The sequence below is a fragment of the Ruegeria sp. YTSC230 genome (assembly GCF_059609665.1).
On sequence record NZ_JBXWMC010000001.1, the window covers coordinates 814,200 to 839,258 of the forward strand.

Consider the following 25,059-nt stretch of genomic DNA (forward strand, 5'->3'; position numbering starts at 1 on the left):
CTGAATATGGCGCTGACCCCCGACTTTGACCGCTTCGCCCGCGCCTATGAGGCAGGCGAGAATCAGGTTGTCTACACACGCTTAGCCGCTGATCTGGACACGCCGGTTTCCTTGATGCTCAAGCTGACAGGCGCGCAGAAAGACGCGTTCATGTTGGAATCGGTTACCGGTGGTGAGGTTCGTGGCCGCTATTCGATCATCGGGATGAAGCCGGACCTGATCTGGCGCTGCCAAGGCGAGACGTCCGCGCTGAACCGTTCGGCCCGGTTCGACCCCGATGCGTTCTCGCCCGAAACGGGCAACCCGATGGATAACCTGCGGGCGCTGCTGGCGGAAAGTAAGATCGACCTGCCGGACGACCTACCCCAAGCCGCAGCCGGGCTGTTTGGCTATCTCGGCTATGACATGGTGCGGCTGGTGGAATACCTGCCTGATGTGAACCCTGATCCGCTCGGCCTGCCTGATGCCATCATGCTCAGACCCTCGGTCATTGCTGTGCTGGACGGCGTCAAGGGCGAGGTCACGGTTGTGTCGCCCGCATGGGTCAGCGAAGGGCAATCGGCCAAGGCTGCTTATGCACAGGCCGCAGAACGTGTTATGGACGCAGTACGCGATCTGGAACGCGCCATGCCCGCCGAAACTCGCGATCTTGGCGATGCGTCCGAGGTCGCGGCACCGGTGTCGAATTTCACCAAATCCGGGTATTTGGAAGCGGTCGAAAAGGCCAAGGAATACATCCGCGCGGGCGACATCTTTCAGGTTGTTCCGGCACAGCGCTGGACTCAGGACTTTCCGCAACCTCCTTTCGCGCTCTATCGTTCGCTTCGGCGCACGAACCCGTCGCCCTTCATGTTCTATTTCAACTTCGGCGGCTTTCAGGTCGTGGGCGCAAGCCCCGAGATTCTGGTCCGCGTTTTCGGAGATGAGGTCACGATCCGCCCCATCGCCGGCACTCGCCCGCGCGGCGCGACCCCCGAAGAGGATAAGGCCAACGAGGTTGATCTGCTGGCCGACAAGAAAGAGTTGGCAGAACATCTGATGCTGCTGGATCTGGGCCGCAACGACACCGGTCGTGTCGCAAAGATCGGCACTGTGCGCCCTACCGAAGAGTTCATCATCGAACGCTACAGCCACGTGATGCACATCGTCTCCAACGTTGTTGGTGAGTTGGCCGAAGACAAAGACGCACTGGATGCCTTCTTTGCCGGAATGCCTGCAGGCACCGTTTCAGGCGCGCCAAAGGTTCGTGCAATGGAGATCATCGACGAGCTCGAGCCCGAAAAGCGCGGCGTTTACGGCGGTGGTGTGGGGTATTTCAGTGCTGGCGGCGACATGGATATGTGTATCGCCCTGCGTACGGCCATCGTGAAAGACCAGAATCTTTATATTCAGGCAGGCGGAGGCGTGGTCTATGACAGCGACCCCGAGGCCGAATTCATGGAAACCGTCCACAAATCGAACGCCATTCGGCGTGCGGCTGCAGACGCGGCCCGATTCACCGGCTCTGGCAACTCTTAAAGAATAGCGGCTGACCTCATGGTCAGCCGTTTTTCATCTTCAGCCTTACTGAGCTTCTTGCGTCATGACCGCTGAAATCGGGGCCATGGCCACGCGGCCACCGCGATCTTCCAGCCCCCATAGCAACAGGGCCGAGATCGTGTCCGGGCGCAGCCGTCCCAACATGACGACAGTTCCCTGCTGACCAGCCCGGAATGCCGCCTGATCCAAGAAACGTCGCATGATCGTGGGGTCCTGGCGGGCACCGTCGATGTCGCGAAAGATGACTCCGGAAGGGATGCCATTGCGAGCGGCCAGTTTCTGGACAGTGTTCAGGCCATTATCCTGGGTGATAAGCCCGCGCCCGGTATCACCGGCAATTGCGGCCACCTGATCGGCCAATTTGCGATTGCCCTGAATGCCGGTTCCCACGCCTTCCAGAATACCAACGGTTTCCGGCAGAGTGTCCAGCCACACAGCCATCGAAACCTCAGCATCTTGTGCGCTGGCCGCCTTGGGCAAGTCGGCAAGGGCCAGAACCTCGAAACCCGCTGCGCGATGGCGGGCCATTTTTTCGGCCGCATCGGGGTCAGACGGGCTGACAGCAAAGCTCAATGGGTATGGGAAGTCCTTCAACGCCTCTGCCCCAAAGGCCCCTTCATCATCAATCAGAATGATCGACATAAGCGGTTTGGCTTCGGGGTTTTCGAATTTGGCGGCATAGGCATCAATTGGCTTACCGGGCAGAAGTATCGCGGGTTGCTCGTCCGCTGAAACCGGCGCGTCATCGCGTTCAGTCAGCGGGACGACTCGTTTACCAACGGTCAGACCGTCAGTATCCGCTTCTTCACCGCCAATCTGTGGGACCGCTGCGATCCGTGGCAGCTTTTTAAGCTGCGGGTCTTCTTCCCCTTCTACAGCGATCGGGTTGTCCTCAAGCGGATCGACCTCGGGCTCCAGGGGTTCGATTGCCGTGGGTTCAGGCTGCGGCTCGGGTTCCGGTTGAACCGCTGCGACCTCGGGCTCGGGCTGAGGTTCTGGTTCGATTTCCGTTTCGGTGACTTCCGGCAACGGCTCTGCGATTTCAGGCTGGGTCTCTGTCACCTCGGGCTGCACCTGTTCCACTTCCGGCTCGGGCAGTATTTCCAGGACTTCGGGCGCGGGCTGCGGCTCAACCTCGGCAATGGTCTCTTCTTGCTTGGGTGCAACCGGCGGTTCCGGCGCGGTTTCCGAGATGATCGGCTCACCTTCGGTGCTGGGCAATGGCTGCAATTGCGCAGGCGACTGCGGCACGACCGGAGCCTCGTTTGATGTGGTTACCTCAACCGTTTCAGGTATTTCGACCCCTTCGACCTGCGTGACGACCTCACTGATCGTCGGCTCAGAGTCTGGCACAGTCTCCACGTCCGCCAGCCCGGCAAGATTGTCCGTTTGATCCCCGGACGCATCAGATGTCACCGGCGCCGCGGTTACCAGATCGGCATCTGCCACCGTCTCAGCCGCTTCGGCGCTGACCTCGGGGGTCGCAGCCGGTGCCGGCTCGGGGGCCTCGGCGTTTACAACCGGTTTCCGGGTCAAAGGGGTATTCAGGGATAGTATCACACCAAGCAGACCAACAACGACCGCCCCTGCGATCATCCCGCCTAAAAATCCGCCCATCTTAACTGCCTCTCGCCTTCATCCTGCTTCGATCGCCTCAACGCCGTTTACCGCGCCTTTGGCCTGCGATTGCGCCCTGAACAGGATGTCCTCTTGACGCTGCCCCGCAAGCCTGAGCATGTATGTCCCGACATTATACCGTGGCCAAGGGCTGTATCGCCAGTCCGAAATGCCCAAGCCGAGACAAGTGCCCAAATGCTGCTGCTGATCGACAACTACGACTCGTTTACCTACAATCTGGTACACTATTTAGGCGAACTTGGCGCCGAAATGGTCATTCGGCGGAATGACGCCCTGGATGTACAAGAAGCCATGGCGATGAACCCTGCAGGAATTCTCCTCAGCCCTGGCCCGTGCGATCCTGATCAGGCCGGTATTTGCCTTGCGCTGACAGAAGCAGCAGCCGAAACAAAGACACCGCTTCTGGGGGTCTGTCTTGGTCATCAGACGATTGGGCAGGTGTTTGGCGGCAATGTTGTCCGCTGCCACGAGATTGTCCACGGCAAGATGGGTATGATGCACCACACCGGTAAAGGCGTGTTCGCTGGCCTGCCCACCCCGTTTGAGGCGACCCGCTATCATTCGCTTATCGTGGATCGGGACACGTTGCCAGATAGCCTTGAGATCACAGCAGAACTGGAAGACGGCACCATCATGGGCCTGCAACACAAAGAATTGCCCATTCACGGCGTACAGTTCCACCCGGAATCAATCGCCTCTGAGCATGGCCACGCTCTGCTCAAGAATTTCCTGTCCGAGATGAAAGTTCCTGCATGAGCGACGCTCTGAAGCCACTGATCGGAGCCGCTGCCGATCGTCCCTTAACGCGTGCCGAGGCTGAACAAGCTTTTAGCATCCTGTTTGATGGCGAAGCCACGCCCAGCCAGATTGGCGGCCTGCTGATGGCGATGCGCACACGCGGTGAAACGGTAGACGAATATGCAGCTGCTGCCGCCGTGATGCGCGCAAAGTGCAACGCGGTGAAAGCACCGGCGGGTGCGATGGATATCGTTGGGACGGGCGGCGACGGTAAAGGCACTCTGAACATTTCAACCGCCACGGCGTTTGTTGTGGCTGGGGCTGGTGTCACTGTCGCCAAACACGGCAATCGAAACCTGAGTTCCAAATCAGGTGCCGCGGACGCCTTGGGACAGCTGGGCATCAACGTTATGGTTGGCCCGCAAACCGTTGAAAAGGCTCTGCAAGAGGTCGGCATCGGCTTTATGATGGCACCCATGCACCATCCTGCGATTGCGCATGTCATGCCCAGCCGGCAAGAGCTTGGGACGCGTACGATTTTCAACATTCTTGGCCCGTTGACCAACCCCGCTGGTGTTCGGCGTCAACTGACCGGTGCGTTCAGTCGCGACCTGATCCGCCCAATGGCGGAAACGTTGGGACTGCTGGGCGCTGAACACGCCTGGTTAGTGCACGGATCAGATGGCACGGATGAGTTGACGATCACCGGCGTAAGCTGGGTCGCCGCGCTGGAAGATGGCGTTGTGAAAGAGGTCGAGCTGCATCCTGAAGACGCAGGGCTGCCGGTCCACCCGTTCGAGGATATCATCGGCGGAACGCCCGAGGAAAACGCCGTGGCCTTCCGCGCCTTGTTGGACGGCGCGCCATCGGCCTACCGCGACGCTGTTCTGTTGAATTCCGCTGCGGCCCTTGTGGTTGCTGGCTCTGCTGATGACTTGAAAGACGGTGCTGCCAAGGCGCGGGAAAGCATCGACAGCGGAAAAGCTAAAGACAAAATCGCGGCCCTGGCCCGAATTACGCAGGAGGCCGCATGACCGAGACGGTTCTGGACAAGATCAAAGCCTATAAACTTGAAGAAGTTGCGGCAGACAAAGCGCAGAAGTCGCTGGAAACGCTTGAAAACGAGGCTCGTAACGCGCCCGAGGTTCGCGGTTTTGCCTATGCGCTTCGAACAGCGGCGCGTCGGGGTTACGGCCTGATTGCCGAGATCAAGAAAGCCAGCCCGTCCAAGGGTCTGATCCGCCCGGATTTCGATCCACCCGCTCTGGCCAAAGCCTATGAGGAAGGCGGCGCTGCGTGTTTATCGGTGCTGACCGACACGCCGAGTTTTCAGGGTGCAAAAGAGTACCTGACCGAAGCCCGCGCTGCCACCGAGCTTCCGGCGCTGCGCAAGGATTTCATGTACGACCCCTATCAAGTGGTCGAAGCGCGTGCTTTGGGCGCAGATTGCATTCTGATCATCATGGCATCGGTCGACGACGCGCAAGCCGCCGAACTGGAGCAGACGGCATTCGACTGGGGTATGGATGTCCTGATCGAAGTTCACGACCAGGAAGAGTTGGAACGTGCAGCCGAGCTAAAAAGCTCACTGATTGGGATAAATAATCGTAATCTCAAGACCTTCGAGACATCTCTTGATACTACCCGGCACCTGTCGAAGCTGGTGCCAGCGGGCCGGATGATCGTCTGCGAAAGCGGTCTGAGCACGCCTGAAGATCTGGCCGATATCGCTCGCTACGGCGCGCGCAGCTTCCTGATCGGTGAAAGCCTGATGCGTCAGGACGACGTAGCAGCAGCCACCCGCCACCTTCTGGCAAGCCCTCTGATCCCCGGAGTCATGTGATGCCCTTGACCCATTTTGATGCTCAGGGACAGGCCCATATGGTCGATGTCTCGGATAAGGAAGTCACCGACCGTGTCGCCGTGGCGGCTGGCCACATCAAAATGGCGCAGGACACCTTTGATCTGATTTCCGAAGGCCGCGCTAAGAAAGGTGATGTTCTGGGCGTGGCACGTCTTGCGGGCATCATGGGCGCAAAGAAAACGCCTGATCTGATCCCTTTGTGTCACCCGCTGCCAGTCACCAAGGTCGCTGTCGAGCTGACGCTGGATCCGGACTTGCCCGGTGTGCAGGTACAGGCCACGGTCAAAACCTCAGGCCAGACTGGGGTCGAGATGGAGGCGCTGACCGCCGTTTCTACGGCTGCCTTGACGGTCTATGACATGACCAAGGCTGTGGACAAAGCCATGGAAATCGGCGACATCCGTGTATTGCTGAAAGACGGCGGGAAATCAGGGCGTTACGAGGCGAAATGATCACTGTCGAAGAGGCTCGCGCACTGCTGTTTGATCTGGTCTCGCCACTGACAAGCGAGACCGTTGCTTTGTCGGACGCGGCGGGCCGTATTCTCGCACAAGATGTCGAGGCCACCCGCGACCAGCCGCCATTTGAAGCGTCCTCGATGGACGGCTACGCGCTGAAATCGACCGAGGTCGAGCTGCACGCCATGTTCAAGGTCATCGGCGAGTCGGCAGCCGGCAACCGCTACACCGGTTGCGTCGGGCCCGGACAGGCGGTGCGCATATTCACTGGTGCCCCGGTTCCCGAAGGTGCTGATTTCGTTGTCATACAAGAAGATACCGAACGTCGCGGCGACCTGATCACAATCTCGGACCTGCCCGGCCCAAAAACGAATATCAGACCTGCGGGCGTCGATTTCAAAGCAGGAACAAAGATCTCGGCCCCCCGTCGTTTGCGCGCAGAAGACATCGCGCTGATGGCGGCGATGAATGTTGCGACCGCTCCAGTGACTCGAAAGCCTGTTGTCGCTCTGATCTCCACCGGTGATGAGCTGGTAATGCCGGGTGAAACCCCCGGCCCCGATCAGATCATCGCATCCAATACGTTTGGCTTGAAAGCACTGTTAGAGGACGTTGGCGCGCACGTCCGCATCCTTCCGGTCGCGCGCGATACGCTCTCATCGCTTGAAACAGCCTTCGGACTGGCCGAAGGAGCAGATCTGGTTGTGACCATCGGCGGCGCATCGGTTGGAGACTACGATCTGGTGTCAGATGTCTCAACCGGGCTGGGAATGGAGCAATCTTTCTACAAGATCCGAATGCGCCCCGGCAAACCCCTGATGGCGGGTCGATTGGGACAAACGGCAATGGTCGGCTTGCCCGGAAATCCTGTCAGTGCAATGGTTTGTGGCTATCTCTTCCTGTTGCCAATGGTGCGTCGGATGTTGGGTGTCGAACAGGTTCTGCCCCCATTGCGAACCGCAAGGCTTGCTGAACCGCTCGGCGAAAACGGTCCGCGTGAGCATTACATGCGGGCTATGCTGGATGAAACCGGCATTCGCGCATGTTCCGATCAGGACAGTTCACTGCTCAGCGTTTTGGCGCAGGCAAATGCTCTGTTGGTGCGGACTCCGCATGACCCCGCCCGACCTGCCGGGGATGAGGTTCATTACCTGCCGATCTAAATCCCGCTCAAATCCGTTGACACAAAACGTGAACATGCGTAGAACAAAAGAAAACGCATGACCGATGAGGTGTGAGCAATGTTGACCAAGAAGCAGTTGGATTTGTTGGAATTCATTCACAAACGCGTTCAGGCGGACGGTGTTCCGCCCAGTTTCGATGAAATGAAGGCCGCGTTGGACCTCAGGTCCAAATCCGGCATCCACAGATTGATTACGGCACTAGAGGAACGCGGGTTCATTCGGCGTCTGGCGCATCGTGCGCGGGCCATTGAAATCGTCAAACTGCCGGAAAGCCTGGGTGGAGAACCCACAGTGGCCTTCAAGCCGCGTGTGATCGAAGGCGACAAGCCTTCCGGTCCCCGCCCCGCGAACTTTGAGCCGGTGACCGTCGATGCGATGGAATTGCCAGTGATGGGCCGCATCGCCGCCGGTGTTCCAATCGAAGCGATCAGCCACGTCTCGCACCGCGTCGCGGTACCCGGAACAATGGTTTCCGGAAAAGGAGAGCACTACGCGCTGGAAGTGCGTGGCGACTCGATGATCGACGCGGGTATCAACGATGGCGACGTGGTGGTAATCCGGGAAACCTCGGTTGCCGACAACGGCGATATCGTTGTTGCTCTTGTCGAAGATCAGGAAGCCACCTTGAAGCGGTTCTTCCGCCGCGGGCAGGCGATTGCGCTTGAGGCCGCGAACCCCGCCTATGAAACCCGCGTTCTGCCGGAAGATAAGGTTAAGGTGCAGGGTCGTCTGGTTGGCCTGATCCGCAGCTACTAAAACTGCTTGGTATCCCGGTTCCCGGATGTGTTCGGGGACCAGAGCCTGTCGCCCATCACCTCTTTAGACGTTGTGATCTTGCCGCCCGACAGGGACAGGCTTCCCGTTTCCAGCAGCCGTTTCGGATCAAAGACTTCACAGCCACCGGACAGTTGCAGCGCCACGGCAGAAATCACGATCTGATCGGCATTGCAGGCACTGATCCCGCGCGCCGCGCGTTTGCCTGTAACGTGCAACACCTCTTTGCCCTGCCAGTTATACCGTTGAATGGTGCCGGAATCATGCGGCCAACGGCTGGCCGCATGCAGCTGATCTGCCCCGTCCCCATCATTTTCCAGCCAGACGGTTGCGACAAACCCGCTTCCCTTTTTCTTACTCAAGGCGCGTCCTTGTTCGGTCATCACGCCAACAAGACCACCACTATCCGCAACCAGTATTTCAGGGCGATTTCCGTGCCCCCATAATATCAACGCCACGGCCATTGGTGCCACCCCAACCCATTTGGCCCGTCCTTGCCACAGCGCAAGCCACAGGCCGCCAAGCGCAATTAGCGGCAGGACAGGGTGCGGCGGGCTGACAACATATCCTTGCGCGCCGTCAAATCCCGATACCCATTGAGAAACCGCAAGAATCCACTCTAAACCCAGCCCCATCACTGCCAGCGGCACCATCTCAAGGCCGAATGGCGACAGCAGTGCTGCCACCACGGCCGAGGGGACGACAACCATGCCCATGACCGGCACCGAAAGCATGTTGGCCAGAAGGCCATAGTGAGACAATGTGTTGAAATGCGCCGCACCAATTGGCGCGGTTGCAAATCCCGCGATAGCCGAGGACATCAGCAGGCCCGCAACAGGTTTCAGCCACTTTGGCCCCGGCATCGGTCCCAATTTACGCAACGCTCCGAACACCGCCACAAGCGCTGTCGTTGCGGCAAAAGACATTTGAAACCCTGGGCTAAGCAAGGTTTCGGGGCGCAGAATGAGCACAATAAGGGCGGCGACTGCAACGGCCCGTAGGGAAATCGCGTGTCTGTCAATCAGAATGGCCATCAACATGACACTTGCCATGACAAAAGCGCGTTCCGTGGCGACGTTTCCCCCAGACAGCAGCAAGTAGATCGTGGCCGAGACCATCGCACAGACAGCCGCCAGTTTGCGCACAGGCAATCTGAGAGCCAGCGCAGGAATGGTTGAGAAAAAAAGCCTGCACATCAAGTAGACGAACCCGGTCAGCAGGCCCATGTGGAGGCCCGAAATCGCCAACAGATGCGCCAGGTTGGATGCGCGTAGTGACTTCAGCGTTTCTTGCCCCATACCGCTGCGATCACCCGTTGTGACGGCGGCCGCAAACCCGCCAATCTCGCCCGGCAGGATCGTGCGGACATGGTGGGAAATCGCCATTCGCCATGCCGTAATGCGGATGCCTTCGGGCTGCGGGGGCGCAGCGATCAGCACCGGAACTCGGGTGTATCCCACGGCCCCCAGCCGTTGAAACCACGCGTGTCGCCGAAAATCGAACCCTCCCGGTTCCACCGGGCCTTGTGGAGGCGACAAATGGGCAGTGGTCATGATCCTTTGGCCGGGCGCTAGTGAGCGTGCGTCGCCGTGCAAGGAAAGCCGGACGCGCTGCGGCCGCCGGTCACCGGGCACATCCCCTATACGCACCCGATCCAGCGTAATCCGCAGCGCATCCGACGCAGAGCGGTCCATGGCTACAACCCGCCCCTCGACCGGGCCGTAATAACGCCAGGACAGGACCGGCTCTGCCACCGTGTGGGCGCGCCCGCCCGCCAGGATAAACCCGGCAGCGATCAGCGCCCCCCCTGTTGTCAACGCAGCCCAGCCAGACGGAAGCCAGTGCACCAAGCCTAAGCAAATCGCGATCACGGCAACGAGGCCTGCATAGACCATCCACCCCGGTTCAAACCGCAGGCTGAAATACAGACCAATACCGACTGCCAGACACACCGGAGACCACTGAAACAAATACCCTGTTTGGTTCAGTAATGCGGTCTCGACCCGTGCCAGAACACGCATGGTTGCCCCCGTCCTTCCGGCTCGTTAGACAGGCGCCAATCTATGCCCGACACGGTTACCAAAAGGTTAATCCACACAATGTCCGATCAGGTCGTCACTCGTTTCGCCCCGTCCCCAACCGGTTTCCTGCATATCGGCGGGGCCCGTACGGCGCTGTTCAATTGGCTTTATGCCCGCGGCCGCGGCGGCAAGTTCCTGTTGCGGATCGAAGACACCGACCGTGAACGTTCGACCCCCGAAGCAACGGCTGCGATCCTGCAAGGGATGGAGTGGCTGGGCCTTGATCACGACGGCGATGTAATCAGTCAATTCGAGGGTGCCGAACGTCACGCCGAAGTGGCGCATCAGTTGCTGGTTGAGGGCAAGGCGTACAAGTGCTTTTCAACGCAGGAAGAGATCTCGGCCTTCCGCGAACAAGCGCGGGCCGAGGGGAAATCGACCCTGTTCCGCAGCCCTTGGCGCGATGCAGAAGCGTCCTCCCATCCGGACGCTCCGTTTGCGATCCGCATCAAGGCGCCTCAGGACGGTACGACGGTAATCCGCGATCAGGTTCAGGGTGACGTGACCATTCGCAACGATCAGTTGGACGACATGATCCTGCTGCGGTCGGACGGCACTCCGGTCTACATGCTTGCAGTTGTGGTCGACGATCACGACATGGGCGTGACCCATGTAATCCGTGGCGACGACCACCTGAACAACGCCGCGCGGCAGATGATGATCTATGAGGCGATGGGCTGGGACGTCCCGGTCTGGGCGCATATCCCTCTGATCCACGGGCCGGATGGTAAAAAGCTGTCCAAGCGCCACGGTGCTTTGGGCGCGCAGGAATATCAGGCCATGGGCTATCCAGCCGCAGGTATGCGCAACTATTTGGCGCGTCTGGGTTGGAGCCACGGCGATGATGAATTCTTTACGGACGCGCAGGCCAAAGAGTGGTTCGATCTTGACGGAATCGGCAAAAGCCCTGCCCGTTTCGACCTGAAAAAACTGGAAAATCTGTGCGGGCAGCATATCGCCATCGCGGATGATGCTGCATTGCGGCAAGAGATCGAAGCCTATCTGGCAGCGGCAAATTTACCTAACCTCACGGAAACACAATCCGGTGATCTGGAACGTGCGATGTATTGCCTCAAGGATCGCGCGCGGATGTTCCCGGAACTTCTTGAAAAAGCTCACTTTGTGTTGACATCTCGGCCAATTGACCCCGATGAAAAGGCTGCAAAAGCGCTGGCCTCAGTATCCGATGGTATACTGAGTGAATTGACGCCGCACGTGCAAAATGCTAGCTGGACGCGAAACGAACTGGAGCAAACCCTAAATTCGTTTGCAGAAGCGAAAGAGGTTAAGTTCGGCAAACTGGCGGGCCCGTTGCGGGCGGTGTTGGCAGGTCGGGCAGTGACGCCTTCAGTTTTTGACATGATGCTTGTGCTGGGGAAGGAAGAAACCCTGGCCCGGCTTTCTGACGCAGCGACGTAAACCCAATCTTCATATTTGGGTAACGCTGCTCCGCTAACACCCGGACTGCGCGCCCGCGCGCAGCCGTTGCCCGCAAGGTCGGACAGCGATTCGACATGCGTAAGAATGAGGAAGGGACACTATGACCGACAGCAATAAAACAGCCACTCTGACAGTCCATGGTGAAACGTACGAGTTGCCGGTTCATTCTCCGACCGCTGGACCTGACGTCATCGACATCCGTAAACTGTACAGCGATGCCGGAGTGTTCACCTACGACCCCGGTTTTACGTCGACCGCAAGCTGTGACAGCACCATTACCTATATTGACGGCGAAAAAGGCGAGCTGCTGCACCGTGGCTATCCGATCGACCAGCTGGCCGGAAAATCGCATTTCCTAGAAGTTTGCTATCTGCTGCTGTACGGAGAGCTGCCGCAAGCCAAAGATCTAGAGCAGTTCGAAACCACCATCACCCGCCACACCATGCTGCACGAACAGATGCAGTATTTCTATCGCGGCTTCCGTCGGGATGCGCACCCGATGGCGATCATGGTGGGTGTCGTTGGCGCAATGTCGGCGTTCTATCACGACTCGACCGACGTATCTGACCCGCATCAGCGCGAGGTCGCCTCGCATCGTCTGATCGCCAAGATGCCGACAATCGCCGCATGGGCCTATAAGTATCACATCGGTCAGCCCTTCGTTTATCCGCGCAACGATCTGGACTACGCGTCCAACTTCCTGCGCATGTGCTTTGCGGTTCCCGCCGAAGAATATGAGGTAAACCCGATCCTCAGCCGTGCGATGGACCGGATCCTGACTTTGCACGCGGATCACGAACAAAACGCGTCTACCTCGACCGTGCGTCTGGCATCTTCGTCGGGCGCCAACCCGTTCGCATGTATCGCGGCGGGCGTGGCCTGCCTTTGGGGCCCTGCCCATGGTGGCGCAAACCAGGCGTGTTTGGAGATGTTGGAAGAGATCGGTTCCGTCGATCGTATTCCGGAATACATCGACCGCGCCAAGGACAAAAACGACCCGTTCCGCCTGATGGGCTTTGGCCACCGCGTCTACAAGAACTTCGACCCGCGCGCGACTGTGATGAAGCAATCAGCCGACGAAGTGCTTGAACTGCTTGGCGTCGAGAACAATCCAAAGCTGCAGGTTGCCAAGGCACTGGAAAAGCAAGCGCTGGAAGATCCGTACTTTGCCGAAAAGAAACTGTTCCCGAACGTGGACTTCTACTCGGGCATCATCCTCGAGGCGATGGGTTTCCCCACCTCAATGTTCACGCCGATCTTCGCGCTGTCGCGCACCGTTGGCTGGGTCAGCCAATGGAAAGAGATGATCGCAGATCCACAGAACAAAATTGGTCGTCCGCGTCAGCTGTATCTGGGCGAAACGACCCGCGATTATGTGGACATCGAAAACCGCTGATAGCCGGTTACAATTTCGAAACGCCCCGGAACCCTGTTCGGGGCGTTTTTTTGTTTTAGAATAATGTCAGTTGATCCCCGGCCTGCGCGGGCCTGGAAAACAGATCACATCGTAGCGGCGGTGTTTTTGTGGCCAACCTCAAACGTTTGACCGCGAGGCTGAACCGCTTGGCCACCAGCCCGGCATACTCACCCTCCCCCCGCATGCGGTGCCCCCAACGCGGGTCATAGTCACGACCACCGTGCATTTCGCGCAGTTTGGACATGACCTTTTCAGCTCGCGCCGGCTCATGCTGATGCAGCCAGGATTGCCACAGCTCAGAGACTTCGCGCGGAAGGCGCAGCATGATCCAGGTTGCGGAATCAGCGCCCGCGTCTCGCCCGGCTTCCAGCATGGATTCCAATTCGTGATCCGTCAGACCCGGTATCAAAGGCGATGTCATGACGCGTACCGGCACTCCTGCATCGGTCAACCGTCGGATCGTCGCCAGCCGTCTTACAGGGGATGGCGCGCGTGGTTCCATACGTCGAGACAAGCCTGGGTCCAAAGTTGTCAACGAAATGCCGACCCGAACCAATCCAAGTTGCGCCATAGGGGTAAGGATATCCAAGTCCCGCTCGATCATCGCACCTTTGGTCACGATTGCGACCGGGTGCTGGAACTCTTGCAAGACCTGCAGGCAAGCCCGTGTGATTTGGTGGTATTTTTCGATCGGCTGATACGGGTCGGTGTTTGTTCCCATCGCAATGGTCGCCACTTTGTACCGGGCTGAGGACAGTTCTTTCCTAAGGACCTCTGCCGCGTTTGGCCGTGCAATCAGCCGGGTTTCAAAATCCAATCCCGGTGACAATCCCAGATAGGCATGTGTCGGGCGGGCAAAACAGTACACGCACCCATGCTCGCACCCGCGATACGGGTTAATCGAGCGGTCAAACGGCAGATCGGGCGATCGGTTGTAGGTGACCACACTGCGCGCTACCTCTTCTCGGACCTCGGTTCTGAGCTGGGGAAGTTCTTCTTCCATCTCCCAGCCATCGTCACAGGCCTCGGTCGCAAAGCGTTCGAATCTGCCTGATTCATTGCTGGCCACGCCGCGGGCCCTTATGTTGAGTGCAGGCATATTTGTTCCCGTTATGTTCTTGCTCATGAATCAATAGACCCTGAATCGCCATGCGACAAGGAAAACTGCGCGAACCGCCCTATTCGCCCCCGATCCTGGACGACCGGTTTTTCCCCGGTTGTGAACAGATTGCAGGATGTTGTTGCAGATAATTCCATCGTGATCGCAAACAATTTGACGTATAGGTCGGTCCCGGAACTGCCAAGGTCGCAATCGTAACAGTCTAACTGCGACGAAATGGCCAAAACGGAAAAAATGCCACCACGGGCCGATGGCCCGCCCAGCACAGGGAAATGCCCCATGTCCGATGAAGAAGACATCGTCCTGTCCGAACTCAACGACGACGAACTTGTCGAGCAGATGTTCGACGATCTTTATGACGGCCTGAAAGAAGAGATCGAAGAAGGTGTGAACATCCTGCTTGAACGCGGATGGACACCATATGACATCCTGACCAAAGCATTGGTCGGTGGCATGACCATCGTGGGCCACGATTTCCGCGACGGCATCCTGTTCGTGCCGGAGGTTTTGCTGGCGGCCAACGCGATGAAAGGTGGGATGACGATCCTCAAGCCGCTGCTGGCCGAAACCGGCGCGCCGCGGGTCGGCAAGATGGTGATCGGCACCGTCAAAGGCGACATCCATGATATTGGCAAAAATCTGGTGTCAATGATGATGGAAGGAGCCGGTTTTGAGGTCGTGGATATTGGCATCAACAACCCGGTCGAAAACTATCTGGAAGCACTGGATTCCGAACAGCCAGACATTCTGGGCATGTCGGCCCTGCTGACCACAACGATGCCCTACATGAAAGTGGTCATCGACACGCTGATCGAACAGGGACGGCGTGAAGATTACATCGTACTGGTTGGCGGTGCCCCTCTGAACGAGGAATTCGGCAAGGCCATCGGCGCAGACGCCTATTGCCGTGACGCCGCTGTGGCGGTGGAAACGGCCAAAGACTTTGTTTCGCGCAAGCACAACCAGCTTGCCGGCTGATCCTGCTCACAGGGAAATGATCAAGGCCGCCCTTTAAAGGGCGGCTTTTTTCGTTTTTGGGCTTGCTACTCATGGAAATTTGGACAAATTAAGCCTGTAGTTAAGGCCCAGTTTGTTACGCGGGTTTGGTTAAAGAGTTTTTGGGGTACGGAATGCCGACGACATTCAATGCTATTTTTCTTGGTAATCTTGCAATCATCGACCCGACTGAGGGTAACAACACCGCTGAAAACGCGGGCGCTTTGGTTGGACAAACTTTTGGTGGTCCGGGTGATCCATTACTTGACGACGCTGTCGTTTGGACACCGGTAGGAAACCCTGGTGGAACCTACGAAAACAACGCCAACTCTGACGTGGATTTTTTTGTGATGGCGCTGCGACCACTTTCGATGCAGCTGTCGCCTACAATGCGACAATTACGTATGTCGACGGCACAACGGCAGACATAACGGCAGTCATCGCGCAAGACACGCTCGGGAACACTTTTCTGGTTCCAGAATTCTCAGCCAACAGCGATCAGGCCGCATTGGAATTTGCGGGCATCAGGTCACTAACGCTCAACAGTATAAACACCGCCACAACTACGGGTTTGAACGCTGACCGTGAATCCTGGGACATCGCCAGATGTTTCGCAACCGGCACTCTGATCAAAACGGAACGTGGTTTGGTCGAGGTCGAGAATTTGCGCGTGGGTGACAAAATTCCGACGCTGGATCATGGGTTGCAAACACTGCGTTGGATTGGCTCTCAGACCGCGCGTGCCGCAGGCGTGTTCACGCCTGTGCTGATCAGGGCGGGTGCGCTTGGCAATGATCGCGATCTCTTGGTCTCGCAACAGCACAGGATGCTGATCAGCGACTGGCGGGTCGAGCTGCATACGGGCCACGCTGAGGCGCTGGTGCCTGCCAAGCATTTGGTGAATGGCCGCGATATCGTGATGAAGCCCGGCGGTCTTGTGACCTATTATCACCTAATGTTCGATCAGCACGAACTGATCTGGGGCGAAGGGTGCCTGAGCGAGAGCTTTCACCCCGGAATCCAGGCGTGGAACAGTTTTGAGCATGAAACACGGCAAGAGATCCTGTCGCTGTTTCCGGAACTGGCCAGTCACGGGATCACCGCCTATAGTCCCCCTGCCCGCCCATCGCTTCAGTCTTTTGAAACGCGTGCGTCGGTGGCCTGACACGGGATGTCGGAAGCGGGCTTGCCTTGATCCGGCATTCATTCTTTGATGCTGCAATCCTTCAGGGAATTGACGATGCAGCAGAACACCACACCGGATGACGCAAGCCTGACGACAAAAGGCTATACCGAAGACACTCGGCAAGGCGGCATACTGCTATTGGCATGCGGTGCGTTGGCGCGCGAAATCCTGCATCTAAAAAAACGCTATGGCTGGGATCATATGACCCTGACTTGCCTGCCCGCCATACTGCACGTCCACCCCGAACGGATTACGCAGGCTGTCGCAGAAGCTGTTGCCAAGCACCGCGGTAACTTTGATCAGATCTTCGTCGTCTATGCCGACTGTGGCACCGGAGGGTTGTTGCAGAAGGCTTGCGAAGAGATGGGCATTGAGATGATCAAAGGCCCGCACTGCTATTCCTTTTTCGAAGGAAATCAAGCCTTTGAAGACCATGGCGATGATGAAACGACGGCCTTTTACCTGACAGATTTTCTGGCCCGTCAGTTTGACGCCTTTGTGTGGAAACCGCTTGGCCTAGATCGTCACCCCCAGTTGCGGGACATGTATTTCGGGAACTATACCAAGCTTGTCTATCAAGCCCAAACAGACGACCCGGACCTGACGGCCCGCGCACAGGAATGCGCCGAACGCATGGGTTTGACGTTTGAACGGCGCTTCACCGGCTATGGCGATCTTGAAACCACCCTGACCGAGTGGGCCACCCGCAAGCCGACAGCCTGATCGTCAGGCGTTCTCTTGCGCGACTTCGCGGATACGCTCGATCATCGACCGCAAACCATTTGACCGCTGCGCGGACAGGTGATCATTCAGCCCAAGGCGCGCCAACTCGCCGCCCGCGTCGACCTGTGGGACTTCGCCTACGGGCAGGTCATTATACAAAGACCGAAGCACCGCAATCAGCCCGCGCACGATCAACGCGTCGCTGTCGCCGTCGAACCGGAAAACACCGCCGTCGATCATGGGGTGCAGCCACACCTGACTGGCACAACCATGCACCTTGGTGGCCGGCACTTTGAGCGCATCATCCAGCGGCTCCATCGCCTTGCCCTGATCGATGACGTGGCGATACCGGTCTTCCCAGTCATCCAGAAACTCAAAATCCTCGACGATTTCCTCAAAGGCGGGCGTTGCCATTTCGCAGCGGTCCTTTTTGTTGCGATCACATTTGTGACCTATGCCTCTGTTGGGCACCTGTCCAGCCCCGGTGTGGGTTTTCAATCTTTGGAATTTACGATAACCCATTGCTGAAAATACTTCTCTGGGCTTTGGGACCATGAAAAAATCAACACCTCTTCTATTGGTCAGCACTCTGGCACTGGCGGCCTGCAGCGGCTGGAGCGAGTCGCGCGTGAATCCGACCAATTGGTTCGGGTCCAGTACACCTGCCCCTACTGAAGTATCCGTAAACGAAGCCGATGCTCTGGTGCCCGAAGGGCGTGACGGCCCGGGCCTGTTTTCGCGACCTGAGAAGGAAGTGATCGGCTTTGCCATAACCAAGGTAGATGAGCTACGCATCGACCCCACACCAACTGGGGCAATCATCTATGTCAAAGGTACCGCCTCAAGACAGGGGGCTTACAATGCGCGCCTTGTACGCGTGGAAAGCGAAGAGAACGAAAAGAACGGCATTCTGGAATACACGTTCGAAGTCAGCTACCCAAGCTACGCAACCAATCTGGGCTCCGAAAGATCGCGTGAGGTCAATGATGCCACTACGGTTGGCCGAGCCGAGCTGCGAAACATCCGTCTGGTTCGCGTTCGCGGCGAACAGAACACATTGGAATCCCGGCGGCGCTAACGGTCGCTAAAGCGACACGACTTGTACGGATTGCCCCTTGGCGGCCAGAGCGATCTTGCCGTCACACAGTTTCAGGGCATCTTCGCCAAACACCTCAAATCGCCAGCCTGACATTGAAGGCAGCTTGCGCTCGCCCGCAGCCAATTGGTCCAGTTCGGAACTTGTTGCGATCAGCTTCGCCGCCACGCCTGAGCTTTCGGTTTTGGACTTGAGCAACACGCGCAGCAGATCGGCAAGCGCCGGGTTGATCTTTAGCTTGTCACGGCTGTTATCGACGCGCGGCATTTGATCGGCAGGGCAGTTTACCCCGCGTTTCACCGCCGCCAGAATACCATCGGCAATCGCGCCTTTGCGCGCCTCGCGCAGCAGCAGGCGAGAACCACCAAGGTCCGATGGAGATTTGGGCTTGGTTGAGGCAAGCTCGATCAGGGCGTCATCCTTGAACACACGGCTGCGCGGGACGTTGTTCTCCTGCGCATAGGCCTCGCGGAACTGCGCCAATTCGCGCACGACGGCCAGGAACTTGGCCGAATTCGTCCGGGTTTTTACCCGCCTCCATGCATCTTCGGGACGGATGTCGTAGGTTCCGGGCTGCGTCAGGGTGCGCAACTCTTCGGATACCCAATGGCTGCGCTGCGACTTGTTCAACTGGGACGCCAGATATTCGTAGATCTGCCGCAAATGCGTGACATCTGCCAAGGCATAGGTCTTTTGCGCATCTGTCAGCGGCCGACGTGACCAATCGGTAAAACGCGAGGTTTTGTCGACGCCTTCCTTGCAGATTTTACGCACCAAAGTCTCGTAGCCCACCTGCTCACCAAAGCCGCAGACCATCGCGGCGACCTGGGTGTCGAACAGAGGTTGCGGGAACACGGACGCCTCGACCCAGAAAATCTCAAGATCCTGCCGCGCGGCGTGAAACACTTTGACCACGCTTTCATCACGAAACAGCTCATAAAGCGGATCCAATGACAGGCCATCGGCCAATGGGTCCACCAGAACGGCACTGCCTTCATCATCAGATGGAACCGCAAGCTGCACCAAACAGAGTTTTGAATAGTAAGTCCGTTCGCGCAGAAACTCGGTATCTACGGTGACATAGTCATATTCCGCCGCGGCCTTGCAGAAATCGGCCAGCTCTTGCGTCGTCGTCAGGGTTTTCATGCGCGGTGCTGTTCTTGCTCTTGTTCTGTGCGGCCGATTATCAGTTTCATTCCGTACCCAGCCGTATTGCGGACCATAGGATGAATTTGACGCGGGTGTAAATCATCCTGAGACGTTCAGGGCAGCAACACCGGAGTCCGATCCCCACTGGCGTAACGGCGCAACACTGTAGGGTAGAGTTTGTGTTCCCACACCAGCACCCGGGCGGCCAATCCCTCGGGCGTATCACGCGGTTCAATATTCACCCGCGCCTGCCCAAGGATCGGTCCGTCATCCAAAGCTGCGGTGACTTCGTGGACCGAACATCCATGTTCGGCATCCCCGGCTTCAATAGCGCGCGCGTGGGTATTGAGACCCTTGTATTTCGGCAGAAGCGAAGGGTGGATATTCAGCATCCGCCCCTGAAAGCGCGAAACGAAATCACCGGTCAGAACGCGCATGAACCCTGCAAGGCAAACGATATCGGGTTGCGCCTCTTCCAGCGGTTTCAGCAACTCTGCCTCAAACGCGGCGCGGTCACCCTTGAACGGTCTGTGATCCACCGACGCGGTTGGAATGCCACGCTCTGCCGCCTTTGTCAGCCCACCCGCGTTCGCATCATTGGACAGAACCAGGCTGGGCCGCGCAGGGTGATCGCCGGTCATGCTGTCGACCAGCGACACCATGTTCGACCCCCCACCAGAGATCAGAATTGCGACGCGTTTGTGGCTCACAACAGGGTGCCCGAATAGGCCATGCCCGCTGTCCCGGTCACAGTGCCGATCCGCGCAACCGTTTCGCCCGCGTCGGCCAGTAACCCCGCCAGATCATCCGCGCGATCCGCGTCACATGCGACGATCATGCCAATGCCGCAGTTGAAGGTTTTCAGCATCTCGGCCTCGACGATTCCACCGGTTTCCGCCATCCAGCGAAATACAGGCGGCAAGTCCCATGCATTCAGGTCAATCTCGGCGCCCAACCCCTCGGGCAACACGCGCGGCAGGTTTTCGGTCAGGCCACCGCCAGTGATATGAGCCAGTGCATGAACGCCCCCTGCCCGGATCGCCTGCAACGCAGGTTTCACATACAGACGCGTTGGGGTCAGCAGCGCCTCACCCAGAGAACCGTCGCTGAACGGGGATGCTGCATCCCAGTCCAGGCCCGAAATTTCGACAAGTTTCCGAACCAGCGAGTAGCCGTTGGAATGCACACCGTTCGACGCCAGCCCCAAAAGCACGTCGCCGTCCTGAACGCCGGCCGGCAGATGCGCACCACGCTCCATCGCGCCGACCGAGAACCCGGCCAAATCGAAATCACCATCCGGGTACATGCCGGGCATTTCAGCAGTTTCACCGCCGATCAAAGCGCATCCGGATTGGACACAGCCTTCAGCAATGCCTTCGATGATCCGCGCGGCTGTGTCGGTCTCCAGTTTGCCGGTCGCAAAGTAATCCAGGAAAAACAGCGGCTCAGCACCCTGACAGATCAGGTCATTGACGCACATGGCCACAAGGTCGATGCCCACACCGTCGACAACACCGGTATCAATGGCAATGCGCAGCTTGGTGCCCACCCCATCGGTGGCCCCAACCAGAATCGGGTCCTGATATCCGGCATCCTTTAGATCGAACAGAGCGCCAAAGCCGCCCAGCCCGCTCATCACACCCGAGCGGTTGGTTCGTTTTGCGGCCGGCTTGATCCGGTCGACTAGGGCATTCCCCGCATCAATATCAACGCCTGCATCGGCATAGGTGATTCCGTTCTTGCCCGTGGTCATGGCCAGCCCCTTATGAATGGTTCCCGCGCGGGTTAGTCGATTGTGCGACTTGTTGCAACGGTCAGGCTTGACGCGGCCGTTCACCATGGTACTCAAAGCGCTCAGGCGGGCCTGTAGCTCAATTGGTTAGAGCAGAGCGCTCATAACGCTTTGGTTGCGGGTTCAAGTCCTGCCGGGCCTACCACCGTCTACTTGTACATTGTTATCAGTTTCAGATGCTTGCCAGACCAGCGATGCATGGTGTTTCTACTGTCCTGCCCAAACATAAGATGCATTCTTCTAAATCTGCAGGATTGCCCAGTAACTCTGAACCTTATTCAAACCCCTAGAGTTCGGAGTCCCCGCTCAAGCGGAAGTGCCATTTGGTACATTCAAGAGAAATGACACATCCGCATACTATACTTTTGGATATATCACCTATTCGAATGGGTTTTTGGCTATCCCATTTCCATTTAGTGAAACTTGAAAATTCATGTTTTTATGATCTTGCACGTCCCATACATGTGCATCCCAGCCTCCGACCCGCACCCAGTAGGAGGAAATTGACCGGCTTCGCGACCCCTCCGCTCACTCGGACCGCGAAGCTGGTTTTTTTTGTGCCGTTTTTTGATTGTAAAGAGCTTTCAAAGACAAAGCGCACCGGCAAACCTCCAATTGAAGTCCCTACCTACTTTGGAGGTTCTCCGAAGTATCCACCAAAGTATCCAACCATCGCACCCAAAACGCCGACTATGATGACAATCGAGATTAATGCACCACTGCTTTTTGAGTAATATCCAAGCGTCAGGAGCCCAACGACAAATATACCAACCAAGAAATACAATACAGTGTTGTCCATACCTAAACCTATGCCGCAAAAGACGTTCTGTAACGTTACGATAGAAATGCGCCTCAAGTCTAATGGGGGAGTTACACCCCGTTAAACACCAGGGTAGCCACTCGTTCCCGCTCCAAAAAACCCGCGTTGTTCGGAGGGAAACCGTTACAAACAACGCGGGCGGCAGTTGGGGTAGTGAAGGCGATACGGAGCGGGTCAAGAATTGGACCAAAAAACCCCGGAAAAAGCCGTTCGGTCTAATATGAGGCGGTAACTTTACGCTTCAACGCTTCAGGATCTGTCGCTTCAGCCTTTTGGAAAACTGCCAAGGTGACAAACAACCCCCCGATCAGAAGCAAATGGCCCAATGCGGTTACACCGAAAACAAAATAGCTACCAACCATCAGCGAGAAGATTGCGCTCCACATCCATGCCAACATCTGCATCAGCATGTGTGCTGTGGATAGAGAGTATTTCTTTAGTGGGTTTTTCGTTTCATCCATTACCGATACCCACGATGATTTCACGTCGAAACTATTGGTCATGACTTCCTCCCATTCTAAAGGTTGTACGGGGTGATCGGTGCTTTAGACCAAATAAAAAATGCGCGCCGCTTGTGGTTGCGACACAAAACGTGAATTCCGATCTCACCAAAATCATCGCCCAACAATGATATCCGCGCAAAGACCGCCCAGCCTTTCACTTTTGCCAAGTCGCAGGACGCCTCCATGTGCGCGGGCAATATCCGCAACAATCGCCAATCCTAGACCAACGCCACTGCCCTGATTCTGATTTCGCGCGGGATCAAGGCGCGAGAACGGTTTTACAGCCTCAGTGCGCTGCTCTACCGGAATACCCGGTCCATCATCTTCGACCCGGATGCGCATGGTTTTGGGCGTCAGGGACAAGCTGACCTCGGCCCGGTTGCCATATCGCACCGCATTGCCAATCAAATTTTCGACCGCGCGGCGAATGGCCATGGGGCGCAGCATCGCCGTGCCGTCACCTTCGACTGAGACTAATTCGGCCTGATGACCTGCCCGGCGCGCGTCTTCGACGATCTGACGCAACAACAAAGCAGGTTCGATCGCCTCGGCTGGCCCCTCGGCGACACCACGTGAGAAATCAAGGAACGCATCCAGCAGCAATTGCATTTCGTCCACGTCCTGTTTCAGCGGTGCCGCCTCATCCTCGGGCAACATGGAAAGTCCCAGCTTCAGGCGCGTCAGCGGTGTTCTCAGGTCGTGGCTTACACCCGACAGCATCATAGTACGCTGTTCCATCTGTCGCTCGATTCTAGCCCTCATTTCCAGAAATGCACTGCCAGCAGCGCGCACTTCTATTGCGCCCCCCGGCGTATATGGCACTACCCTGCCCCGACCAAAGGCCTGCGCAGCGTCAGAAAGGCGGGTAATAGGCCGCAGCTGATTGCGCATATAGAGGAATGAGATCGTCGTCATCACAACGGCAAAGAACATCATGGTCACAATCAACTGATGCGGCGCCGTGGGCGACAGGCGGCGGCGATCTATCGTCAGCTGAAGCAGCCCCAGATCGGTTTCAAGATACAACCGAGCTTCATCACCCGAAGGCAAAGCGACGGCGACCAGATTGGGCAGCCCCGCTCGCAAATGATATTCGACCTGTGGTGCGATAAAATCGTACCATCGACGCCTGTCCGTCATCAGGTTTTCGTCGCCGTCAACAAAACGGGCTTTCATATCAAGCACCGACAAATCCAGGCGTATCGCTGCCAGCGCCTGCTGCTGGGTCTCGGCCTTTTTCATGGTTTCCAGCACCAACGTCACTTCGCGCGTGGCGGTCTTGGTCATCTGCGCGGTGACGTCTTCGAGATGCTTTTGCAAAAAGGCAATCCCCACCACCAACAGCAGCACGACAACTGGAAGAACCAGAATTAGTGCGGCCCGGGCATACAGGCTGCGCGGCATATATTGTTTGAGCCATCGACTGAACATGCGCTAAACCTAACGGGCTGATCCGCCAAGAGAAAGAGCTCAGAATGCAGGCGCCTGACGATTTCAACCCGCCCCCCGGCCTGGCGATCGACTTACAACCCGGGCTGCGGCGGATACTAGCCTCGAATCCGTCCGCGATGACCTATCGCGGTACGAACACGTACCTTTTGGGAGAACGTAATTTGGCGGTCATTGATCCCGGTCCTTTGAGCGATGCTCATCTTGAAGCGATTCTGGATGCGGTGCGCCCCGGACAGCGGATCAGCCATATTATTGTCACGCACAGCCATCTGGACCACTCGCCGCTTGCGGCACCATTGGCAGCACGCACCGGCGCGCCGATTCTGGCCTTTGGCGGACCGCAGGCCGGACGCAGCGAAGTGATGGCGCAACTGGCGCGGCAGGGTCTGGCCGGAGGTGGCGAAGGAATCGACACGGCGTTCCGCCCGGATATCGGGGTGGCAGATGGTGAGATTATTGCGGGCGATGACTGGCAGCTTGAGGTCATCCATACGCCTGGTCACTTGGGCAATCATATCGCTTTGGGCTGGGGTGATGTTTGCTTTACTGCCGATCATGTCATGGGATGGGCCAGCTCGCTGGTTTCTCCACCGGATGGGGACCTGACAGACTTTATGCAGGCGTGCCACAAGTTGCGTGCGCGGGATTGGGCTGTGTTTCACGCGGGTCACGGTGCAGAGATCACCAACCCTTCTGAACGGTTGGATTGGCTGATCACTCACCGGCTGTCCCGCGAGGCGCAGATACTGGCGGCACTGGAGGAGCAGCCCGGAAACGCCCGACATCTGGCCGAGCGCGTCTATACCGGCACGCCAGCCGCGCTTTTGCCCGCGGCTGAACGCAACGTGTTCGCACATCTAGTTGATCTTTATAGAAAATCACAAGTTTACACTTTCGACGCACTTTCAGTCGATGCCATGTTTTCAAGGTCAGCCTGAACAGGCAGAACTTTTTTCCGTTTGATGCAGTTCCCCTCTGGACGGGCAAAAAACGGCTTGTTATACGCCCCTCAGTTCCGGCGTAGCTCAGCGGTAGAGCAGTTGACTGTTAATCAATTGGTCGTAGGTTCGATCCCTACCGCCGGAGCCA

At 57.5% G+C, this 25,059-nt stretch carries 24 protein-coding genes and 2 tRNA genes; 17 read left to right on the top strand and 9 right to left on the bottom strand.

Annotated features, from left to right (window positions below; all coding sequences use genetic code 11):
- Positions 1–6: 6 nt before the first annotated feature.
- A complete protein-coding gene (gene trpE / locus AC2FD9_RS03955; RefSeq protein WP_496754173.1) occupies positions 7–1,518 on the top strand; it encodes an anthranilate synthase component I in 1,512 nt (503 codons plus the stop codon).
- A gap of 45 nt (positions 1,519–1,563) precedes the next feature.
- Here the strand turns inward: trpE and AC2FD9_RS03960 are convergent, their stop codons facing one another.
- Positions 1,564–3,156 carry a divergent polysaccharide deacetylase family protein gene (locus AC2FD9_RS03960; protein ID WP_496835476.1) on the bottom strand — a complete coding sequence of 531 codons (1,593 nt, stop codon included), beginning with the start codon at positions 3,154–3,156 and terminating at the stop codon, positions 1,564–1,566.
- 195 nt (positions 3,157–3,351) lie between these two features.
- Between AC2FD9_RS03960 and AC2FD9_RS03965 the strand changes: the two genes are divergently transcribed.
- From AC2FD9_RS03965 to lexA, 6 genes are all read left to right on the top strand, one after another.
- Complete coding sequence (locus AC2FD9_RS03965; RefSeq protein WP_058271745.1) at positions 3,352–3,933, top strand: anthranilate synthase component II; 582 nt, start codon at positions 3,352–3,354, stop codon at positions 3,931–3,933.
- A complete protein-coding gene (trpD, locus tag AC2FD9_RS03970) occupies positions 3,930–4,949 on the top strand; it encodes an anthranilate phosphoribosyltransferase (RefSeq protein WP_058271746.1) in 1,020 nt (339 codons plus the stop codon). Before AC2FD9_RS03965 ends, trpD begins: the two co-directional genes overlap by 4 nt.
- Complete coding sequence (gene trpC, locus AC2FD9_RS03975; RefSeq protein WP_108858513.1) at positions 4,946–5,758, top strand: indole-3-glycerol phosphate synthase TrpC; 813 nt, start codon at positions 4,946–4,948, stop codon at positions 5,756–5,758. The genes trpD and trpC overlap by 4 nt, the downstream gene beginning before the upstream one ends.
- Positions 5,758–6,231 (top strand): cyclic pyranopterin monophosphate synthase MoaC, encoded by a 474-nt coding sequence (gene moaC, locus AC2FD9_RS03980; protein ID WP_108858512.1) that lies wholly within the window; start codon positions 5,758–5,760, stop codon positions 6,229–6,231. Before trpC ends, moaC begins: the two co-directional genes overlap by 1 nt.
- A complete protein-coding gene (locus AC2FD9_RS03985; RefSeq protein ID WP_108858511.1) occupies positions 6,228–7,400 on the top strand; it encodes a molybdopterin molybdotransferase MoeA in 1,173 nt (390 codons plus the stop codon). Before moaC ends, AC2FD9_RS03985 begins: the two co-directional genes overlap by 4 nt.
- Before the next feature lie 78 nt (positions 7,401–7,478).
- Entirely contained in the window at positions 7,479–8,177 is a 699-nt protein-coding gene (gene lexA, locus AC2FD9_RS03990; RefSeq protein ID WP_058271750.1) for a transcriptional repressor LexA, read from the top strand.
- On the opposite strand, the gene AC2FD9_RS03995 is transcribed toward lexA, so the two are convergent.
- Entirely contained in the window at positions 8,174–10,216 is a 2,043-nt protein-coding gene (locus AC2FD9_RS03995; protein WP_496835479.1) for a ComEC/Rec2 family competence protein, read from the bottom strand. The two genes, lexA and AC2FD9_RS03995, sit on opposite strands and share 4 nt — an antisense overlap.
- 78 nt (positions 10,217–10,294) lie before the next feature.
- Between AC2FD9_RS03995 and gltX the strand changes: the two genes are divergently transcribed.
- On the top strand, positions 10,295–11,695 hold the full coding sequence (gene gltX, locus AC2FD9_RS04000) for a glutamate--tRNA ligase (protein WP_496695651.1): 1,401 nt from the start codon (positions 10,295–10,297) through the stop codon (positions 11,693–11,695).
- Positions 11,696–11,816: 121 nt separating this feature from the next.
- Positions 11,817–13,112 (top strand): citrate synthase, encoded by a 1,296-nt coding sequence (gltA, locus tag AC2FD9_RS04005; protein WP_109311809.1) that lies wholly within the window; start codon positions 11,817–11,819, stop codon positions 13,110–13,112.
- A 55-nt stretch (positions 13,113–13,167) separates the two neighbouring features.
- On the opposite strand, the gene AC2FD9_RS04010 is transcribed toward gltA, so the two are convergent.
- Positions 13,168–14,259: a PA0069 family radical SAM protein gene (locus AC2FD9_RS04010; protein ID WP_496835481.1), complete on the bottom strand. Its 1,092-nt coding sequence runs from the start codon at positions 14,257–14,259 to the stop codon at positions 13,168–13,170.
- A gap of 273 nt (positions 14,260–14,532) precedes the next feature.
- Between AC2FD9_RS04010 and AC2FD9_RS04015 the strand changes: the two genes are divergently transcribed.
- From AC2FD9_RS04015 to AC2FD9_RS04030, 4 genes are all read left to right on the top strand, one after another.
- A complete protein-coding gene (locus AC2FD9_RS04015; protein WP_058271755.1) occupies positions 14,533–15,231 on the top strand; it encodes a corrinoid protein in 699 nt (232 codons plus the stop codon).
- Between the two features lie 152 nt (positions 15,232–15,383).
- Positions 15,384–15,680 (top strand): hypothetical protein, encoded by a 297-nt coding sequence (locus AC2FD9_RS04020; protein ID WP_496835483.1) that lies wholly within the window; start codon positions 15,384–15,386, stop codon positions 15,678–15,680.
- 140 nt (positions 15,681–15,820) lie between these two features.
- On the top strand, positions 15,821–16,414 hold the full coding sequence (locus tag AC2FD9_RS04025; RefSeq protein WP_496835485.1) for a Hint domain-containing protein: 594 nt from the start codon (positions 15,821–15,823) through the stop codon (positions 16,412–16,414).
- A 75-nt stretch (positions 16,415–16,489) separates the two neighbouring features.
- A complete protein-coding gene (locus AC2FD9_RS04030; RefSeq protein WP_496835486.1) occupies positions 16,490–17,158 on the top strand; it encodes a DUF1638 domain-containing protein in 669 nt (222 codons plus the stop codon).
- 3 nt (positions 17,159–17,161) lie between these two features.
- On the opposite strand, the gene AC2FD9_RS04035 is transcribed toward AC2FD9_RS04030, so the two are convergent.
- Positions 17,162–17,572: a SufE family protein gene (locus AC2FD9_RS04035; RefSeq protein WP_282118347.1), complete on the bottom strand. Its 411-nt coding sequence runs from the start codon at positions 17,570–17,572 to the stop codon at positions 17,162–17,164.
- Positions 17,573–17,711: 139 nt separating this feature from the next.
- Here AC2FD9_RS04035 and AC2FD9_RS04040 point away from each other — a divergent pair, with 139 nt between their 5' ends.
- The gene (locus tag AC2FD9_RS04040) at positions 17,712–18,236 is read left to right on the top strand and encodes a hypothetical protein (RefSeq protein ID WP_109311805.1); all 525 of its coding nucleotides are present in this window, start codon (positions 17,712–17,714) and stop codon (positions 18,234–18,236) included.
- Between the two features lie 6 nt (positions 18,237–18,242).
- On the opposite strand, the gene rnd is transcribed toward AC2FD9_RS04040, so the two are convergent.
- From rnd to purM, 3 genes are all read right to left on the bottom strand, one after another.
- Positions 18,243–19,400 carry a ribonuclease D gene (gene rnd / locus AC2FD9_RS04045; RefSeq protein WP_282118346.1) on the bottom strand — a complete coding sequence of 386 codons (1,158 nt, stop codon included), beginning with the start codon at positions 19,398–19,400 and terminating at the stop codon, positions 18,243–18,245.
- 116 nt (positions 19,401–19,516) lie between these two features.
- Positions 19,517–20,113: a phosphoribosylglycinamide formyltransferase gene (gene purN / locus AC2FD9_RS04050; protein ID WP_282118345.1), complete on the bottom strand. Its 597-nt coding sequence runs from the start codon at positions 20,111–20,113 to the stop codon at positions 19,517–19,519.
- Complete coding sequence (gene purM / locus AC2FD9_RS04055; RefSeq protein ID WP_496835488.1) at positions 20,110–21,156, bottom strand: phosphoribosylformylglycinamidine cyclo-ligase; 1,047 nt, start codon at positions 21,154–21,156, stop codon at positions 20,110–20,112. The genes purN and purM overlap by 4 nt, the downstream gene beginning before the upstream one ends.
- A 107-nt stretch (positions 21,157–21,263) precedes the next feature.
- Here purM and AC2FD9_RS04060 point away from each other — a divergent pair.
- A tRNA-Ile gene (locus AC2FD9_RS04060) sits at positions 21,264–21,340 on the top strand.
- Positions 21,341–22,230: 890 nt separating this feature from the next.
- On the opposite strand, the gene AC2FD9_RS04065 is transcribed toward AC2FD9_RS04060, so the two are convergent.
- The gene (locus tag AC2FD9_RS04065; RefSeq protein WP_282151308.1) at positions 22,231–22,518 is read right to left on the bottom strand and encodes a hypothetical protein; all 288 of its coding nucleotides are present in this window, start codon (positions 22,516–22,518) and stop codon (positions 22,231–22,233) included.
- A 111-nt stretch (positions 22,519–22,629) separates the two neighbouring features.
- Positions 22,630–23,949, bottom strand: coding sequence for an ATP-binding protein (locus tag AC2FD9_RS04070; RefSeq protein ID WP_472723855.1), 1,320 nt, complete (start codon positions 23,947–23,949; stop codon positions 22,630–22,632).
- Positions 23,950–23,993: 44 nt separating this feature from the next.
- On the opposite strand from AC2FD9_RS04070, the gene AC2FD9_RS04075 reads away from it, so the two are divergent.
- Positions 23,994–24,908 (top strand): MBL fold metallo-hydrolase, encoded by a 915-nt coding sequence (locus tag AC2FD9_RS04075; protein ID WP_496835491.1) that lies wholly within the window; start codon positions 23,994–23,996, stop codon positions 24,906–24,908.
- Positions 24,909–24,984: 76 nt separating this feature from the next.
- A tRNA-Asn gene (locus tag AC2FD9_RS04080) sits at positions 24,985–25,059 on the top strand.